We start from the raw sequence: 17,617 nt of genomic DNA, 5'->3' as shown, positions 1-17,617 counted from the left end.
AATATAATTGCTATATGTCTATACTTTTTAATAACCTGACACAGATGATAAAGACTCGAATCTTATTCCTTATCCTGCTTTGCTCAACCCAGATTTTTGCACAGAAAAAGTCTTATTACCTCTTCACTTCTTTCAGAGATAACGGACAAGATGGCCTGCATCTGGCCTTAAGTGAAGACGGACATATCTGGACACCTCTTAAAAAAGACCAGTCATTTTTAAAACCCCAGATTAATCACCCGGATAATCTGATGCGTGATCCTGCCATTAAACAAGGCCCTGACGGTACTTTCCACATGGTTTGGACAGTATCATGGAATGGTGACAATGGAAAAATAATAGGTTATTCGAATTCAAAAGATCTCATTAACTGGACAACCCAAAAGGCGATTCCGGTAATGGAGAAAGAGAATGACGTGAGAAATGTTTGGGCACCGGAATTATTTTATGATAAAAAACAAAAAGACTGGATTATTTATTGGTCATCTACTGTCACAGGTAAATTTGAAGCAGATTCTACTAACCTGAGTGAGAGTAAATACAACCATCGTTTTTATTATGTACGTACAAAAGATTTTCAGAGCTTTAGCGAAACTAATCTCTTTTATGACCCGGGTTTCAATTGCATAGATGCTACCTTATTGGAAGATAAAGGCAAATTTTATTTATTTATGAAAGATGAGCGTCTGAAGCCTTTAAAAAAGAATTTAAGAATAGCCGTGGGAGAGACACCAATTGGCCCATTCAAAGATTTAACGGCTCCTTTTACTATCAGTTGGGTGGAGGGTCCATCAACCATTAAAATCGGGGATTACTATTATGTTTATTTCGACCACTACACCAGGCCTCATTATTATGGTGCTTACCGCTCAAAAGATTTAAACGACTGGCAGGAAGTTTCAGCTCAAATGCGTTTCCCGAAAGGAATGAGGCATGGAAGTGTGATAGAGATTTCTAAGAAAGCCGCTCAGAAGTTATTGACAGAGTAAATGGGTAAGGAATTAGCTAACGGTGAATCTGCAGATAAATTAATTCATTATTCACCATTAGCTAATTCACATTTAGTTACCTAATTCCAAGCTTTTCACGAATAGCTTTCGCACCATCGCACATGGCTTTTAGTTTCTGGCGTGATGCCCAACGGGCTGTCTGACTTAAGCCGCAATCAGGTGCTATTGCCAATTTTTCAGCAGGAACATATTTCAGGCATAGTTCGATTCGTTCCATCACATCTTTTACGGTTTCACAATAATAGTTCTTTACATCAATGATACCGACAGCGACATCCATTTTCTGAGCAAACTCGGCTAATAGCTCTACTTCGTCAAACTCACGATTCGCCATTTCTATATGGATTTCATCAACAGCCATATCCAGAAAATCAGGTAACATCGGGTGTAGTTTACGATAGCCAACCGGACGACCTTTGAAGTTCCCAAAACATAAATGGGTAGAAACACGCGCCTTGCCCACTATACCTCCAATGGTCCGATTGAAAATATCAACAAATCGTTTGGTATCTTCCTTATAGGCGTAGCAAGACATCGAAGGCTCATCAACAGTAATTTCTGTACAACCTGCTGCTACAAGGTCTTCTAACTCTTTTTTTACAAATGGTAAAAGCCCTTCAGTTACTTCAAAGCGGTCTTTATAGATTTTACCATCAGGTAGCATACGTCCGGAAAGTGTGTAAGGTCCGGGCACAGAAGCTTTTAAGGTATGTCCTTGTGGTGCTAATCTTGCCAGACGTTGGTACTCCTTTACTGCCCCTAAGCCCTTTGGTGCGGTTAATGGTTCTATAATTGAATGCTTGCCCCGTTGGTCATGTGCAGGTGGACCAAACTTACGGGTTTCTGAATGGTTAGGCTCAAGCCCTTTTATGAAACCATAAAAAGATAGATTAAAGTCGAGGCGGGTTTGTTCACCATCTGTAATTACATCTAATCCGGCTGTTGTCTGATCATGAATGGCCGCAATCACCGCATCTTCGATCATTTCTTCTATATCTGCCGCCCCGAATTTATCAAGGTTCATAGAAGAAAACTCAAGCCATCCCGGAAAAGGATAACTCCCCACAACGGTTGTTCTGATAGGTATAGGTTGCATAAGTTTATTGGGTGAATGTGTGATTAGTCAGTTAAATCAAAGTTTATGACATAATAAGCCTTCGATGATAATTAATTTGTCCTAAATGGTAATTGAAATGTCCATATAGATGAATCAGAAAATACTCATTAGTATCTTGTCCGTTGTTATATTCTTCTGTATGATTACTTGCCAAGTCTTCATCCGTCAGATTTTCTAATACTCCTTTAAGCATTTCCCTTGCCTCTTCAATTTTTTGAATCAAAGCGGTTCTGGATACATTCTTATCAGAAAATTCCAATGGGCGATTGCGCACATAACCAGTATTACCCAATTGCGCTCCGAAGTAATGATTAAGGTTACCCATCAGATGCAGGCATAAATTTCCTGCTGAATTACTGATTTCCCCTCTTGTCTCCCAAAGCAATTCTTCATCTTTGTAGGATTCAATCTCTGCTTTAAGTTTCTGTAAATCTCTGTCGAATAGTTTGATTAAATGTATTGTATGCATATCCTCCTTATTTAATAGTTAATATCCCTGAGTATCAGATTCATCCTTACATAATCCTTTCCACTTTTCTGAAATACTTCAGAACTCACCTCCATACCGAATCTTTCATAAAACCCTATAGCTGTTACACGTGCATCACACATTAATTTTTGTACACCTAAGCGTTTGGCCTCTGAAATCAGGAAAGCCAATAGTTGTGTACCATAACCTTTACCCTGATAGGCACTATCAGTAGCAAATTTTCTAAACTGAGCCTGCCCCCCTTTAACAAACATGGATATTACTACTATCAATTTTTCGTTTTCAAACAAACCAAAGTGCAATCCTTCGTCGTCATTGGGCAAAATCACAAAGTCAAGGGGTTTGTCAGGCCACATGACCTTGTGACGGATTGCCCACGTTTCATCCGCTTGTATTTGTTTAAGGTCAATCAAAATGCTTATAATTCTCTTATCCAGATATTTCGGAACGATACTTCTGATCCATGCTCCTGCAAAGCAATTGGTCCCCTACCCGAATAGTATTCGTAAGATGGGATACCGATGTATTGTATAGTACCCTGTATCTCAAAATGATTTAATACTAAAATCCCGTTCATCAGAACAGTTACGTAGGCCGGCGTTTCAACAGAGCCATTGTATCTGAATTTAGGCGCCGTGAAAAATATATCGTAAGTATTCCATTCACCTGGTTTCAACATTGAGTTAGCTAAGGGTATCACTTGTTTATAAACACTCCCAGCCTGCCCGTTGGCATAGATAGGCACTTCGTTGTTATACGAGTCAAAAATCTGAATCTCATATTTTCCATGCAAAAATACACCACTATTACCCCCATTTGGGTAACCTGCTTTCTTTGAATCCAAAGGCATATTAAATTCAACGTGTAACTGAAAACTGCCGAATTCTTGTTTAGTTCTTAGTTCACCTGTGCCATTTTTCGCAATCATGGCCCCGTCTTTCAATAGCCATTTAGCCGGAGATTTGTCTTGAGTTTGCTGCCAGGCATCCAGGCTACTTCCATCAAAGAGAATGACTGCATCAGAAGGAGCACCCCCAGGGTTTCTGGCAGGTACTACTAATCTGGGCTTTGGCTCCCAAACCTCAGTAGTTTCGGGTACTTTAAAATTTTGGGCAAATCCGCTAAGGCAAATGGCTGCCAAAATAATCTGACAAATAATCTTTTTCATAGGTTAAAATCGCTTGGGTGAAAAATCAACTAATGGGTTTCATTATCTGATACATAACTGGGCACACCTACTTTTGCATACATTTTAGCTATTCTGTGGGCGTGTTCATCATAAGCAGCTTCAAATAATTGAGTAGCTCGTTGAGCACCTACTAAAGCACCTGCGGTGAGTACTTTCGGAGGATGGCCTGCCTGAGTCAGATAATCGGCGACTTGTGCTTTGATACTATTAATAATCATAGCTCCGCCAACTGTTGAGCCTGGTGAAACAGGAGTATCAAGATTGGGTACATAAACCATCGAATCTCCAACTGGTGCACCAGTATCTAATACCAGATCAGCAAAATCATTCAGTTTCCTACGGTCAGGACGTTTCGTGATACTTGCTTCCAGATGCTCCTTTGTTACCAGAGCTACTACCTTAATCCCCCTGTGCTGAAAGATCTCAGCCATTTCAACAGGCACTACATTTGTACCTGATGAGGATATAATCAAGGCAGTATCAAGAGTCGTTAAATCGAAGTTTCTTAAAATACGGTCGGCCAATCCACTTACATTCTCTAAAAACATGGCCTGACGTTGTCCGTTAGCACCAACCACTAAATTGTGAAAGGTCAAAGAAAGTTCAACAATTGGATTAAACCCCGGAAATGAACCATAGCGAGGCCACATTTCTTCTACCATAATACGGCTATGCCCCGACCCAAACACATGAACCATTCTCCCCGATAAAATCGAATCAGAAAACCATCGGGCAGCCATTTGTATTTCGCTTTCTTGCTGCTTCACTGTTTCTACAATCGCTGCACACTTATTCAGATAATCCTGTATTACACTCATATTAATCAAAATATTTCATTTTTATTTAGTTAGTACATAACTGGCAGCACCAATTGCTCCTGCCATATCACCAAAATAAGCCTGTACAATTTCTGTTTTTTTATCACCTGGTCGCCATTCATATAATTCCATAAAGGACGAAAGAGGCTCAAAAAGTGAATTTTCGGCTAAAGTGATACCTCCGGCAAGTACTACCATTTCGGGTGATAAGAGGTTAGCAATAGAACTGATAGCAATAGCTAATTTTCTAACCGAAGAAAGCCATAAATAAGTGGCAAAGTAGTCTCCTTTACGGAAAGCCTCCACCAATTCCCAGGTAGAAGAATATTTTCCATGACTTCTTTTTTCTATAGAGTAATTACCAATAGCATATTCAAGGCTCCCCACCATTCCGACAATACTCTGGGTTTCTTCGTAGGTATTGAGCGAAATATGTCCTAAATGTCCTGCCATTTGAGACAACCCCTGGTAAAGGTGTCCGTTAATTAATATACCACCACCAACGCCTGTGCCTAAGGTTAACAATACTACATTGCGCCTGTCTTTAGCTACTCCAAATTTTGCTTCTGCCATCAATGCTGCATGGGCATCATTCAGCACATATGTGGCATCACCCAAATATTCTCCCCACATAAAATTCTCTAATCCTTTCAGGCGATTAGGCAAATAAGCAATACATTGATTTTGCTCATTGGGTAGTCCAGGAGCCGATAGTCCAATACCTGAAACAGGTTGTTGCAGATAGTTTTTCAGATATTCAACCATCTCTTTCACATTCTCCCGCCAGGACCCATCATCAGTATCTTTGGTTGGAATATAGTGTTGCTTTAATACCTCCCCTTTTTGATTGATAATTAAGCCTTTAATGTTTGTACCTCCTAAGTCTATTCCTATAACGTAAGACATTTTTATTGTCGATTTTCGATTGCAGATTGTCGAATAGGTTATCGTAATCCGAATGCAGATTGCCGAACGTTAAATGTAATTTGACAATTCACTAATATTGCCCTTCACTAACACTCCATCCCCCATCTACAAACAGTGCCTGTCCTGTGGTAAATTTTGACCCATCAGACATAAAATAAACCGCCGCCTCGTCTAAATCACTCGCGTATCCATTTCTCCCACCATCTAAGGGTTGTTTAGTTTTTACAAAATCCATAATTACCTCATCCTTAGAGGCTCTTTGCGACATAGGTGTTTCAACCAAAGCAGGAGCTAAAACATTTATCCTGATATTATCACGGGCATAGTAGGCTGCAATAGACTTTGAAAAACCAATAATAGCGGATTTAGTAGCGGCATACGCATGAGTTGAAAAATATTTAGGTGAAGGTGAAACACCCAGCACTGAACCCATATTCAGAATAGTACCTCCTTTGCCCGATTCTAAAAATTTACGGATAGCTGCCTGATTTGACAGCATCAGACTTGTCAAGTTTAATTCAAAGGTTTTATTCCAGCCCTCTAAAGATATTTCATGCAAAGGACCATCACCAAATTTCCGGCCACTTCCTCCAGCTACGTGATATAGTCCGTCGAAACCACCAAAATCACTAATAGCTAACTCTATAGCTTGATTGGCAGTATAAGGATTAGCTGCATCGCCACTCATGGCATGGGCATTTTCACCCAATTCTATCTCTGCAGCCACACAACTTTCAGGATTACGCCCAACAACAACTACCTTTGCGCCATTTTTCACAAAAGCTTTAGCAGCCGATAAACCTAAACCGGTTGTACCTCCGATAATAACTATTTTCTTATTTTTGAGCATACCTTTATCTTCTCAATTTACCAAATAGTTGCCCTAACTTGTCTATACAAGCAAAAGTAAGCAAAGAAAAAATTTTTACAAATTTTTTACACGATTAAATGCACTCTTAACAGAAATTGCATTTAATGTTAATTTATAAATCTCAATACTTAAAATGCCTCCAAAAGTAAAAGAGGCCTTGGTTATTAAACCAGAGCCTCTCTTAAGTTAAGATTGATCGTTACGATACCGCTAATACATTATCTTTTACTTGCATATGCAGTATAATATTTCTGTGCCTGAGGCAATTGTTTTTGCAAATCTCTGATTCTGGTTTCATCAGCAGGGTGAGTAGAAAGGATTTTGGGCGGTTTTGAGGAATTTTTACCTGCTTCGGCCATTCTTTGCCAGAAGGCAACCGCATTCTGAGGGTCATAACCTGCCATCGCCATAAATATCAAACCCAATTCATCTGCTTCTGATTCTTGCTTACGGCTATTAGGCAGTACGTACCCCAAAGTGGTACCAACACCTAATACCTGTCCTACCAATTCCATTGTTTGTTGATTGCCACTATATACTCCTGCGCCTATTGCCCCCAATTGCGTGATTCCCTGTGCTGCCATTGCCTGACTCATACGTTCACGGCCATGACTTGCTATAGCATGTGCCACCTCATGACCCATTACTACTGCCACGCCTGCCTCATCTTTACAAATTGGTAAAATTCCGGTATAAAAGCAAACTTTACCTCCTGGCATACACCAGGCATTTACTTCTTTGCTTTGTACTAATTTAAATTCCCATTGGTACCCATTTATTATTTCTCCAAGATTATTCTGAACCAGATAATTTTCCACGGCTGTCTTAATTCTATTACCAACTCTTGCAATCATTTGTGCATCACTAGCATTGGCAGAAATTACTTTTGATGTATCCATAAAGCCTTTATACTCGGCAAAACTCATTTGAATCATTTGTTCGTTTGAAACCAGTCCTACAAATTGTTTTCGTCCTGTGAGTGGAACTTTCTGACATGACCAGATAGTAATAAACAATATACAAGCAGCTACTGAAGATTTTAATAAGGTTTTCATTGTATGTTAAATTAAGTTCTCGTTTTTATTAGACATAAATAGTTAAGAATATAACCGAATCACAAATATTTATTTTCAGATAAAGTCTAAAAAATCAGACCATTATCTGCGACCGAACTATAGAAAATACCTATTTTTGTAAAATTTCCCGACTTTTGAGTACATCAAAAGTACATAAAAATCAAATAACTCAAACCTAAATCTAAACTTTAGATACATTCTATATCATATGAAAATTATCGCAATTGGACGGAATTACGTGGAACATATTAAGGAATTAAACAATGAACGCCCTGACGAACCTGTAATATTTACAAAACCTGATACAGCGATTTTAAAAGATGGCGAGCCGTTTTACTATCCTGATTTTTCACAGGATATTCATCATGAAGTAGAGATATTACTTAAAATCAACAAAATGGGTAAAAATATTGAGGAAAAATTTGCTCATAAATATTATGATGAAATTGGTATTGGTATTGATTTTACGGCAAGAGACTTACAGTCGAAGCTGAAAGCAAAAGGCTTACCCTGGGATTTAGCCAAGGGGTTCAATGGTTCTGCTCCTATTTCGGACTTTGTACCAAAATCAGAATTTACTGATTTGGCAAACCTGAACTTTCATTTAGATGTTACTGACGCTAACGGTCAGACACAAACTCGTCAGCAGGGAAATACTTCTTTGATGCTTTTTTCGTTCGATTATATTATCTCATTTGTATCTAAATTTTTTACATTAAAGACTGGAGATATTATATTTACAGGTACACCTTCAGGTGTTGCACCTGTAAACATAGGAGATAAATTGATAGCATTTATAGAAGGCAATAAAATGCTTGAATTTGAAGTAAAGTAAGATTATTTGATAATAATAACGATTGCTCCTAAAAGATACAGAATTGGAAAGAATCGACTAAAATGAATTAACTGGTTTCCAATAATATTTTAAGATTACATTTTTTGTAGCACTATAGGAATTTTAAAATTCTTAAGATTAATTCTTCATTTCTTGTTCTTTTTAGTGCAACAATGTCTTTTTCTTTTAAAAGAACAATCAAAGTTTTATTAAGTTAATGATTCCATAAGGCTTTTGTTAGTCATATCCACCCAAATTTTTATAAATACGTGAAGAATAATAATAGGTCCATGATTATCACAAGAGTTTTAAGTGCCATCTTATTGATTGTGTACTTAATCTCCGACACGTCTGTAAATCTTTCTTATGCTCAGAAAGAGCCGGGACAAGCGGCAAAGGAGCAATATCCCAAGGGATATTTCATGTTCCCGATACAGCCCGGCAGACAAGCTTCTTTATCAGGAGGGTTCGGAGATTTAAGAACTAATCACTTTCATGCAGGTCTTGATATTCGTACTGGTGCTGTAGAAGGCTATAATGTATATGCTGCAGCTGATGGATACGTCTCTCGAATAAGAGTCATGCGTGGTGGCTATGGCAACGTACTTTATATCACTCACCCTAACGGTTACACTACAGTTTATGGTCACTTAAAAAACTATAATCCTGCAATTGAAGAGTACCTACGAAGACGAGAATATAGCCAGAAAGTATGGGAAATAGAACTTATACCAGGTCCAAACGAATTGAAAGTAAAAAAGGGAGAAATTGTGGCTATTTCAGGTAACACTGGCGCTTCAGGTGGACCGCACCTGCATTTCGAAATTCGCGATGCCTTAGAAAATGCCATTAATCCTATGAAATTCGGGTTTCCTGAAATTCAGGATTCTCAAGCACCGATCATTGAAAGAGTAATTCTAAAAACACTAAATGCTTATTCCCGTGTTAATGGTGAATTTGGCAGGGTATCAATAGCACCCAAACGCACGGGTTCGGGTGAGTACGTTTTACCAAACATTGTAAAAGCGCAAGGCATTATTGGTTTAGAACTAAATACCTATGACCGAAGCCAGACCTCCCCATTTCGAATGGGCATTACACAATTAGAAGTAGAAGTAGATGGTAAAAGTACCTATAAGCTAAATCTTGAAAAAATGCCTTTTGATGTTTCCAAGGATATAAATGTGCATATTGACTACGATATTTCGCAAACCAATGGTGTTCGAATTCAGAAATGTTATGTGGCTGATGGCAACCGTATTTCTATTTATGAAACTGACAAAAATAAAGGTAAAATATTTGTCAGCGATAATCAACTACATAGTGTTTATGTAAAGGTAAAAGACACCTATGGTAATACATCTGTGCTCACATTCTCTATTCAGGGAGAAGCCCCAAAATTACAAGAAAGTGAAACGGGAATACCTTTAGCTGAAGAAAGTAATTATACAGGAAATATTTCAACATCAATCACTGAAAATACCTTAGCTGTCAGAGCCAAGAATACCAAAGCTCCATTTGCTATTTTACAAAATAAGGGCGTTCCAACTAAAGTACCTTTATCTTATGTTGGTAATAAAGAAGCGGTATATCTGTATGATTTAAACAGGGGTATAGCAGACTTTGCTCAGGTAGATAATAGTTCGTCATTAATTGGTATCAAAAAAGAAATTCTGCCACAACTCGGGCAAGTCTATACAGAGCCCCATCTACGGATAGATTTTAATAATGCACTTTATGATACGCTTTATTTAACAACCTCAGCGAGTGGTACACGTTTAACTATTAATACTGAGAAAATACCTTTAAAAGATCTGATGACAGTTCTTTGGACACCATCGGGTATTTCAATGTCTCCGAAAACCGGAGTATATGATATAAACAATGGCCGTTCTTTTCTGGGAGGTGTTTGGGTTGGTAGTGCAATTCAGTTTAAAACCCGCCGATTAGGCAATTTTCAGCTAATTACAGATAATGAAGCTCCTTCTATTCGTCCGGCTCGACTCGACTCTAACTATCTGAGTTTTGTTATATCAGATAATTTATCTGGTATCAAGAGTTTCAATTGTTTTGTAAACAGTGAATGGGTTTTGATGGATTATGAGTATAAGAATGGTAGAATCTGGTCTATTAAACTCAATGAAGATCAGACTTATAGTGGTGATTTAAAACTGGAGGTAGTAGATAATGTAGGAAATTTAGGAACTTATCAGGTAAATTTAGAGGAGTATATTAAACAACAACAATTACAAAAATCGAAAAAGAAGCATGCACCTGTTCGTAGGAAACCCGGTTCCGGAAGTAAAAGCAAAAAATCAAGACGGCGTTGAAATTAACCTGAAAGATTATAAAGGGAAAAAAGTTGTTTTATTTTTTTATCCGCAAGACGGTTCACCCACTTGTACGGCAACTGCCTGTAATTTAAGAGATAATTATGAAGCACTTCTGGCGAAAGGCTACAAAGTATTTGGTATTAGTCCTGATAATGAAGCAAAACATCAGAAGTTTATTCACAAATATAACTTACCATTTGATTTATTAAGCGACCCCGATCATATAGTAATGGAGAAATTTGGTATCTGGGCTGAAAAAAAACTATGGGGCAATATTCATATGGGTGTGCTTCGCACAACCATTATTATTGATGAGAACGGAATTATTGAAGAAATTATCACCAAGGTTAATTCAAAAAACCATGCTCACCAAATATTGAAATAAATTTTCTCCAAAATGACGCGCATCGTTCTATTGCTTGCAGTTATTATCACAGCAGTCTTCCTGTTATTTCAACCTTACCCATTTGTACAAGGCCTGATAGTCATTATGTTTTGTTTTACTGTGCTCTGGCTAATCAGTATACTTCTAAAAGATTCAAGCATCATAGATATTTTCTGGGGAACAGGTTTTGTACTTACTGTATGGTTTTATCGTTATTCAGGAGGCTTAGATGATGCGCGTTCATTAATCTTTTGTAGTATTGTCACTCTATGGGGTCTACGCCTGAGTATTCACTTAGCCTTCAGAAATATTGGTAAAGGCGAGGACTACCGTTATAAGGAATGGAGAAAAGAAAGCGGCAAAAAATGGTGGTGGGTATCATTCTTCAAGGTTTTCTTATTGCAGGGTATTTTATTATGGCTTATCTCATCACTTTACGTCCCTGCCCTATCTTCTGAATTTAATGATTTACAACCACTTGATTATATAGGTATAGGCATCTGGTTGATGGGCTTTATATTTGAAGCCGCTGGCGACTGGCAACTCACACAATTCAAGAAAAAATCTTCTAACAAAGGTAAAGTTTTACAAACCGGGTTATGGTCTCGCACGCGTCATCCTAATTACTTTGGCGATGCAGCGCAATGGTGGGGATATTTCCTTTTTGCCTGCACCAACCAGCAATATCTATTTGCTTTCAGTCCGCTATTAATGACATTTCTCCTCATGCAGGTTTCAGGAGTAACATTATTAGAGAAAAAACTAACTGAAACCAAACCTCAATACGATGAGTATGTCAATCGTGTTCCTGCTTTTTTTCCAAAGATATTTTAATATCACAATACCCCATTATAATCATAGAATTAATTTCGATTGCTTAGATAAATCTAATCTATGCGATTACCTGTAGAATTCATATCAGATTGACAATAATTGTTTTGGTAACTGAGAAAGGTTGTGTCCATATTCAACACAACCTTTCTCAATTTCAGAGGACACAAGCCGCAAACATTACTATTGAGAATATCCTTTCAAGTAGATTTATATAAGTGTTAACCTGAACATAAGAATTCATTTGCTGGCACGTATATAAGATTAATAAATAACAGGTGAGCCAAACTATTTAAAAAAAAACAAACACAAACGACTATTTATAGCTCAAAAAGCCAAGTTTAAAACGATTCTATATTTAAAAACCAAGATGTATTATGTACTTTTGCAAAAATTAATACAACAACCACATTTTTATCACTTTCTGAACTACCTTTGTATTAATTGTTTTTTTGACACTTAATAAATCTTTTTAAATGCAAACCCAAGAACTACGAGAAATTGCGGTACAAGTACGCCGGGATATTGTTAGAATGGTGCATGCCTGCCAATCCGGACACCCGGGAGGCTCATTAGGTTGTACCGATTTATTTGTTGCGCTTTATTTTCAGCAAATGAAAATTAACAACCGAAAAGGTAAAGACACCTATCTCTCTTTTAATATGGACGGAAAAGGTGAAGATTTGTTCTTCCTTTCAAACGGACATATTTCGCCTGTATTTTATTCAACCTTAGCTCGTAGAGGATATTTTGATGTAAAAGAATTAGCTACATTCCGTAAGATTGATTCAAGATTACAAGGACACCCAACTACACACGAGCACCTTCCGGGTATTCGTGTAGCGTCTGGTTCATTAGGTCAAGGGCTTTCGGTAGCTATAGGAGCAGCCTTAGCTAAACGCCTGAATGGAGATAAAAATCTGGTATATTGTTTAATGGGTGATGGTGAGCAACAGGAAGGACAAGTATGGGAAGCAGCACAGGCAGCACCTCACCACAAAACAGATAATCTGATTGCAATTATAGACTTGAACGGTCAGCAGATTGACGGCCCTACCGAAAAGGTAATGAATAACCGCGATTTGAAAGCCAAATACAAAGCTTTCGGCTGGAATGTAATGGAAATCAAAGACGGTAATGATATGGACCAGGTAATTGCTGGATTGCGTAAAGCCAAACGTCTGACAGGTAAAGGCCAACCGATTATGATACTCATGAAAACCGAAATGGGTGCAGGAGTAGATTATATGATGGGTAGCCACAAATGGCATGGTGTTGCACCTAACGATGAACAATTACAAACGGCATTGAATCAATTGGTTACTACCGGTACTATCGGGGATTATTGATTAATGCAACAAAGCAAATTATTTAACATTCAGAATTATCAGCGTTTATGACAAAATACACATTCACCGAGAAAAAAGATACACGTTCAGGCTTTGGCGCGGGTATGACCGAATTGGGCAGAACTAACCCTAATGTAGTCACTCTTTGCGCCGACCTTGTGGGTTCTTTGAAAATAGATACATTCATTAAAGAAAATCCTGAAAGATTTATCCAATGTGGTATTGCAGAAGCCAATATGATTGGTGTTGCTGCAGGACTTACCATTGGAAGTAAAATCCCATTTGCTACAACATTCGCCAATTTCGGTTCAGGTAGAGTTTACGACCAGATCCGTCAGTCGGTAGCATATTCAGATAAAAATGTAAAAATAGCCGTATCCCATGCAGGGCTTACTTTAGGAGAAGACGGTGCTACGCACCAGATTCTTGAAGATTTGGCTATGATGCGTGCTATGCCAAATATGACGGTTATCAACCCATGTGATTTCAACCAAACCAAAGCAGCTACGATTGCAGCTGCTAACTGGAAAGGCCCGATTTATTTGCGTTTCGGTCGTCCGGTGGTTCCTGTTTTCACAGCACCAGACCAGAAGTTTGAAATCGGTAAAGCATGGATGGTAAGCGAAGGTAAAGATGTAACTATTGTTGCTACCGGCCATCTTGTATGGGAAGCAATTCAGGCCGCTGAAATATTAGAAGCACAGGGTATCAGCGCCGAGATTGTTAATATTCATACTATTAAACCTTTAGACGAAAAAGCTATCTTAAAGAGCGTTCGTAAAACCAGATGTATGGTTTCTTGTGAAGAACATCAGGCAAATGGTGGTTTAGGTGATGCAATAGCACAAACTTTGGCAAAGAATTTCTTAGCACCACAAGAGTATGTAGCTGTAAACAATTCATTCGGTGAATCAGGCACTCCTGCACAATTGATGGAAAAATATGGCCTTTCAGCAAAAAATATTGTTGAAAAGGCATTAAAAGCAATTCAAAGAAAACAATAAAATAGATTGGTTGTTGTATAAGAATTTAACCCTACTCCGGTGAGCGACCACTGACTGTCTTCAAGCAAGGGACAGGAGATTTAAGAGTAGGGTAATTACTTACATTCAACCAATTTTTCTGTAAAATGCAGATTTCAGATCAGGAATTAATTAATTTAATAGTAGACCCGGATAAACGTCGGAATGGTTTTGAGTTGCTGATAAAGAAATATCAGCAAAAAATCTATTGGCATATCCGTAAAATGGTAATTGACCACGACGATGCTGACGATGTGGTGCAGGAAACATTTATTAAAGTATGGCAGGGTCTACAGAATTTCAGAGGAGATGCCCAGTTATATACCTGGATATATAGAATTGCCACCAACGAGTCATTAAATTTCCTGCAAAAAAAACGTCGCCAGAATCATGTACCATTGGAAACTGAATCTGAGGATAGCATGGACTTGCTAAATACCTTAGAGAGTTCCATTTCGCAGGATTACATTTCAGGAGATGAGATCCAACTAAAACTCCAGAAAGCGCTATTGCAACTGCCAGATAAACAACGTTTAGTATTCAATATGAAATATTATGAAGATATGAAATATGAAGACATTGCCGAGATAACAGGTACGTCTGTAGGAGCTTTGAAAGCCTCGTATCATTTAGCTGTGAAAAAAATTGAAGAATTTTTAAATAAAGAATCTTAGTTCTTTAAACCTTTTAATAATTCAATTGTCAAAAAAACAATTAAAAAAATAGTTAAAAGGCTTAAAAAGAGCAGCATAACGCTACCAGGCTCTATTCAATAGTATGAAAGAGATAATCAAAATAGAAGAACTTCCTAAAATGAACATATTCAAAGTACCTGAAGGATACTTCGATACTTTGTTTGTGTCTGTCCAGGAAAGAATAGCATTCTCTGACGAGCCTGTACTGAGTTTTGGCAAAAATCAAAACTTTGCTGTTCCCGACAATTACTTCAATACACTTTCATCAAGAATCCTGAACCGGATTGCTGACCTTGAAAAACAGGAAGTCAGATTGAATAGCTTGCCTAAAGTAAATGTTTTTAAAGTACCTGAGGGTTATTTTGAAAATACAGAAGAGAGTATCAGAGCAACGGTTAGAATTGAGAGCATTGAACGTAAGAATATTTTTGAAATACCAAACAATTATTTTGCCGAATTGACTGCCAGTATTCTTGCCAAAACCCAGGAAAAAACGAAGGTTATTAATGTGAATTGGTGGCAGAGAGGAAGGACTATGTGGGCCGCTGCAGCGAGTATCATACTGCTGATCGGATTAGGCTTTGCCGTTCCTCAATTCAGTAAAGCAGATTCAGAAGTAGCTTTGGAAGAATTGAGCAAAGATGAAATCAACAGCTATCTGGCAACTGTAGATTTAGGTTATTTAGAATACGAAGCAATAACTACAAATACTGCTCCTTTGCCAAAAGAAGTGGAAACTAAAATTATTGATGATCTGGATATTAATAAAAGAGATATTTTGGAGCATCTTGAAAGTCAGGATTTAGAAGATATATAGTGTACTGAGACCATTACACACATGATAAAACCAACAGTTATGAAACAATTAATAATTATCATTTTAGCCATACCGATGCTTTCGTTCTCACAGAACCGACAAGGTTTCAAGGACGAACGATTCGAGAAAATACAAACTGCAAAAATTGGCCTGATTACTGAAAAGTTAAATCTTACAACAGAGCAGGCACCACAGTTCTGGTCAGTATATAATGAGTATCAAAGCAAAAAATTTGATCTCAGAAGAAGTATTAAAAGAAGCATGGATGAAGCTAATTCGCTCACTGCCACCGACGATAAAATCATTTCATCTCATCGCCAGACTCTGGCTATCAAAAAGAAAGAGATTGAGTTGGATGAAGAATATATGGCAAAACTTCTGAAAACAATTACTCCAAAGCAGTACGCCGAATTGAAACGTACAGAGCAGAGTTTTAATAAAAAATTGTTAGAGAAGCTACGAGAATAGTTTAAAAATCAATCAAAAACACAACAATCGTTATAAAAAGGTCGGGAACAAATTATTTCTCGACCTTTTTTGTCGGTATTAAGCATAAATTTTAATTAATTTTACACACAATTTTATTTTATAAGCGTATGCACCAATCAATTAATAAAAGCAATCGCCTGAATAACCTGAGTTATGCCATTCGTGGACCCGTCTTCGATAAAGCTCAACAACTGGAGGCAATGGGGCAAAAAATTATCAATCTCAATATTGGTAATCCGGCACCGTTTGGTTTTGATGTTCCTGACGAAATTATATATGATATGATTATGAATATCCGTAATGCGCAAGGGTATTCACATCATTTAGGTATTTTTCCTGCCCGCAAGGCTATCATGCATTATACTCAACAATTGGGTATTCATGGCGTAACTATTGACGATATATTTATAGGTAATGGGGTAAGTGAGCTAATAGTAATGACCATGCAGGCTTTATTGAATGAAGGCGATGAGATTCTTGTTCCATCCCCTGATTATCCTCTCTGGACAACCTCTGTGGCCTTATCAGGTGGTAAACCCGTACACTATATCTGCGATGAGGAGTCTGACTGGAATCCTGATTTAGATGATATTCGTCGTAAAATCAATCGCAAAACCAAGGGAATTGTAGTTATTAACCCCAACAACCCAACAGGTGCAGTTTATAGTAAAGAAGTATTGGAAGGTATTGTTAAATTAGCGGCAGAACATAATCTTATTATTTTCTCTGATGAAATTTACGATAAAATTCTATATGATGGCAACAAACATATTCCGATCGCTACTTTAAGCGATGATGTGTTTATCATGACTTATGGTGGTTTGTCTAAAAACTATCGTGCAGCGGGTTTTCGTGGAGGATGGGTAATTCTAAGTGGTGCGGTGCACAAGGCTAAATCTTTTGTAGAGGGGTTCAATCTTCTGGCCAGTATGCGATTATGCGCCAATGTGCCCACGCAGTATGCTATTCAGACGGCACTTGGAGGATATCAGAGTATCAACGATCTGGTTGCGCCAGAAGGCAGGCTATGTAAACAACGTGACCTTATTCATTATAAAATGACAGATATACCTGGCGTAACCTGTGTGAAACCCAAAGGAGCCCTGTACTTATTTCCGAAAATAGATTTAAAGAAATTTTCGTTCAAAGATGATGAGCAATTTGTTTTTGACTTACTGTCAGAACAAAAAGTTTTAGTTGTTTCAGGAACAGGCTTTAATTATGTTAAAAACGACCATTTCCGAATTGTGTTTCTGCCTTCAATGGAAGAACTTGAAACAGCCTCAAACCGAATCCGCTTCTTCTTAGAGGGTCATCGGGTGAGAGTAGATGAAATGGAAAAGGCGTAGAAATGTACTAAGTG

General features: G+C 37.8%; 19 protein-coding genes. 11 read left to right on the top strand and 8 right to left on the bottom strand.

Annotation, left to right across the window (positions count from 1 at the left end):
• Positions 1 to 44 precede the first annotated feature (44 nt).
• Positions 45 to 989, top strand: a complete 945-nt coding sequence (locus tag H1R81_RS01720) for a glycoside hydrolase family 43 protein (protein ID WP_181838947.1) — start codon at positions 45 to 47, stop codon at positions 987 to 989.
• 76 nt (positions 990 to 1,065) lie between these two features.
• On the opposite strand, the gene H1R81_RS01715 is transcribed toward H1R81_RS01720, so the two are convergent.
• From H1R81_RS01715 to H1R81_RS01680, 8 genes are all read right to left on the bottom strand, one after another.
• Complete coding sequence (locus tag H1R81_RS01715) at positions 1,066 to 2,106, bottom strand: cobalamin-independent methionine synthase II family protein (protein WP_181838946.1); 1,041 nt, start codon at positions 2,104 to 2,106, stop codon at positions 1,066 to 1,068.
• A gap of 43 nt (positions 2,107 to 2,149) precedes the next feature.
• Entirely contained in the window at positions 2,150 to 2,596 is a 447-nt protein-coding gene (locus H1R81_RS01710; RefSeq protein WP_181838945.1) for a DinB family protein, read from the bottom strand.
• 11 nt (positions 2,597 to 2,607) lie between these two features.
• Positions 2,608 to 2,973 carry a GNAT family N-acetyltransferase gene (locus H1R81_RS01705; protein ID WP_181838944.1) on the bottom strand — a complete coding sequence of 122 codons (366 nt, stop codon included), beginning with the start codon at positions 2,971 to 2,973 and terminating at the stop codon, positions 2,608 to 2,610.
• A 62-nt stretch (positions 2,974 to 3,035) separates the two neighbouring features.
• Positions 3,036 to 3,785, bottom strand: coding sequence for a DUF1080 domain-containing protein (locus H1R81_RS01700; protein ID WP_181838943.1), 750 nt, complete (start codon positions 3,783 to 3,785; stop codon positions 3,036 to 3,038).
• Positions 3,786 to 3,814: 29 nt separating this feature from the next.
• Positions 3,815 to 4,624: a sugar isomerase domain-containing protein gene (locus tag H1R81_RS01695; RefSeq protein WP_181838942.1), complete on the bottom strand. Its 810-nt coding sequence runs from the start codon at positions 4,622 to 4,624 to the stop codon at positions 3,815 to 3,817.
• 21 nt (positions 4,625 to 4,645) lie between these two features.
• Positions 4,646 to 5,530 (bottom strand): ROK family protein, encoded by an 885-nt coding sequence (locus tag H1R81_RS01690; protein WP_181838941.1) that lies wholly within the window; start codon positions 5,528 to 5,530, stop codon positions 4,646 to 4,648.
• Between the two features lie 91 nt (positions 5,531 to 5,621).
• Entirely contained in the window at positions 5,622 to 6,401 is a 780-nt protein-coding gene (locus H1R81_RS01685) for an SDR family NAD(P)-dependent oxidoreductase (RefSeq protein WP_181838940.1), read from the bottom strand.
• 239 nt (positions 6,402 to 6,640) lie between these two features.
• Positions 6,641 to 7,477 (bottom strand): M48 family metallopeptidase, encoded by an 837-nt coding sequence (locus H1R81_RS01680; RefSeq protein ID WP_181838939.1) that lies wholly within the window; start codon positions 7,475 to 7,477, stop codon positions 6,641 to 6,643.
• A gap of 229 nt (positions 7,478 to 7,706) precedes the next feature.
• On the opposite strand from H1R81_RS01680, the gene H1R81_RS01675 reads away from it, so the two are divergent.
• From H1R81_RS01675 to H1R81_RS01630, 10 genes are all read left to right on the top strand, one after another.
• On the top strand, positions 7,707 to 8,333 hold the full coding sequence (locus H1R81_RS01675; RefSeq protein WP_181838938.1) for a fumarylacetoacetate hydrolase family protein: 627 nt from the start codon (positions 7,707 to 7,709) through the stop codon (positions 8,331 to 8,333).
• 290 nt (positions 8,334 to 8,623) lie between these two features.
• Entirely contained in the window at positions 8,624 to 10,663 is a 2,040-nt protein-coding gene (locus H1R81_RS01670; RefSeq protein ID WP_181838937.1) for a M23 family metallopeptidase, read from the top strand.
• Complete coding sequence (bcp, locus tag H1R81_RS01665; RefSeq protein ID WP_181838936.1) at positions 10,602 to 11,051, top strand: thioredoxin-dependent thiol peroxidase; 450 nt, start codon at positions 10,602 to 10,604, stop codon at positions 11,049 to 11,051. The genes H1R81_RS01670 and bcp overlap by 62 nt, the downstream gene beginning before the upstream one ends.
• Positions 11,052 to 11,063: 12 nt before the next feature.
• Positions 11,064 to 11,885, top strand: a complete 822-nt coding sequence (locus tag H1R81_RS01660; protein ID WP_181838935.1) for a DUF1295 domain-containing protein — start codon at positions 11,064 to 11,066, stop codon at positions 11,883 to 11,885.
• 473 nt (positions 11,886 to 12,358) lie between these two features.
• Positions 12,359 to 13,231 (top strand): transketolase, encoded by an 873-nt coding sequence (locus H1R81_RS01655; RefSeq protein ID WP_181838934.1) that lies wholly within the window; start codon positions 12,359 to 12,361, stop codon positions 13,229 to 13,231.
• A gap of 47 nt (positions 13,232 to 13,278) precedes the next feature.
• Positions 13,279 to 14,235, top strand: a complete 957-nt coding sequence (locus H1R81_RS01650) for a transketolase family protein (protein WP_181838933.1) — start codon at positions 13,279 to 13,281, stop codon at positions 14,233 to 14,235.
• Between the two features lie 125 nt (positions 14,236 to 14,360).
• The gene (locus tag H1R81_RS01645; RefSeq protein WP_220275151.1) at positions 14,361 to 14,927 is read left to right on the top strand and encodes a sigma-70 family RNA polymerase sigma factor; all 567 of its coding nucleotides are present in this window, start codon (positions 14,361 to 14,363) and stop codon (positions 14,925 to 14,927) included.
• Positions 14,928 to 15,030: 103 nt separating this feature from the next.
• Positions 15,031 to 15,765 carry a hypothetical protein gene (locus tag H1R81_RS01640; protein ID WP_181838932.1) on the top strand — a complete coding sequence of 245 codons (735 nt, stop codon included), beginning with the start codon at positions 15,031 to 15,033 and terminating at the stop codon, positions 15,763 to 15,765.
• A 39-nt stretch (positions 15,766 to 15,804) separates the two neighbouring features.
• Complete coding sequence (locus H1R81_RS01635) at positions 15,805 to 16,233, top strand: hypothetical protein (RefSeq protein ID WP_181838931.1); 429 nt, start codon at positions 15,805 to 15,807, stop codon at positions 16,231 to 16,233.
• Between the two features lie 128 nt (positions 16,234 to 16,361).
• A complete protein-coding gene (locus tag H1R81_RS01630; RefSeq protein ID WP_181838930.1) occupies positions 16,362 to 17,603 on the top strand; it encodes a pyridoxal phosphate-dependent aminotransferase in 1,242 nt (413 codons plus the stop codon).
• The last annotated feature ends 14 nt before the right edge of the window (positions 17,604 to 17,617 follow it).

The sequence above is a fragment of the Emticicia sp. BO119 genome (assembly GCF_013912375.1).
Classification (GTDB): Bacteria; Bacteroidota; Bacteroidia; order Cytophagales; family Spirosomataceae; genus Emticicia.
Note: the sequence above shows the minus strand (reverse complement) of the source record. Positions and strands in the feature narration are given on the sequence as shown.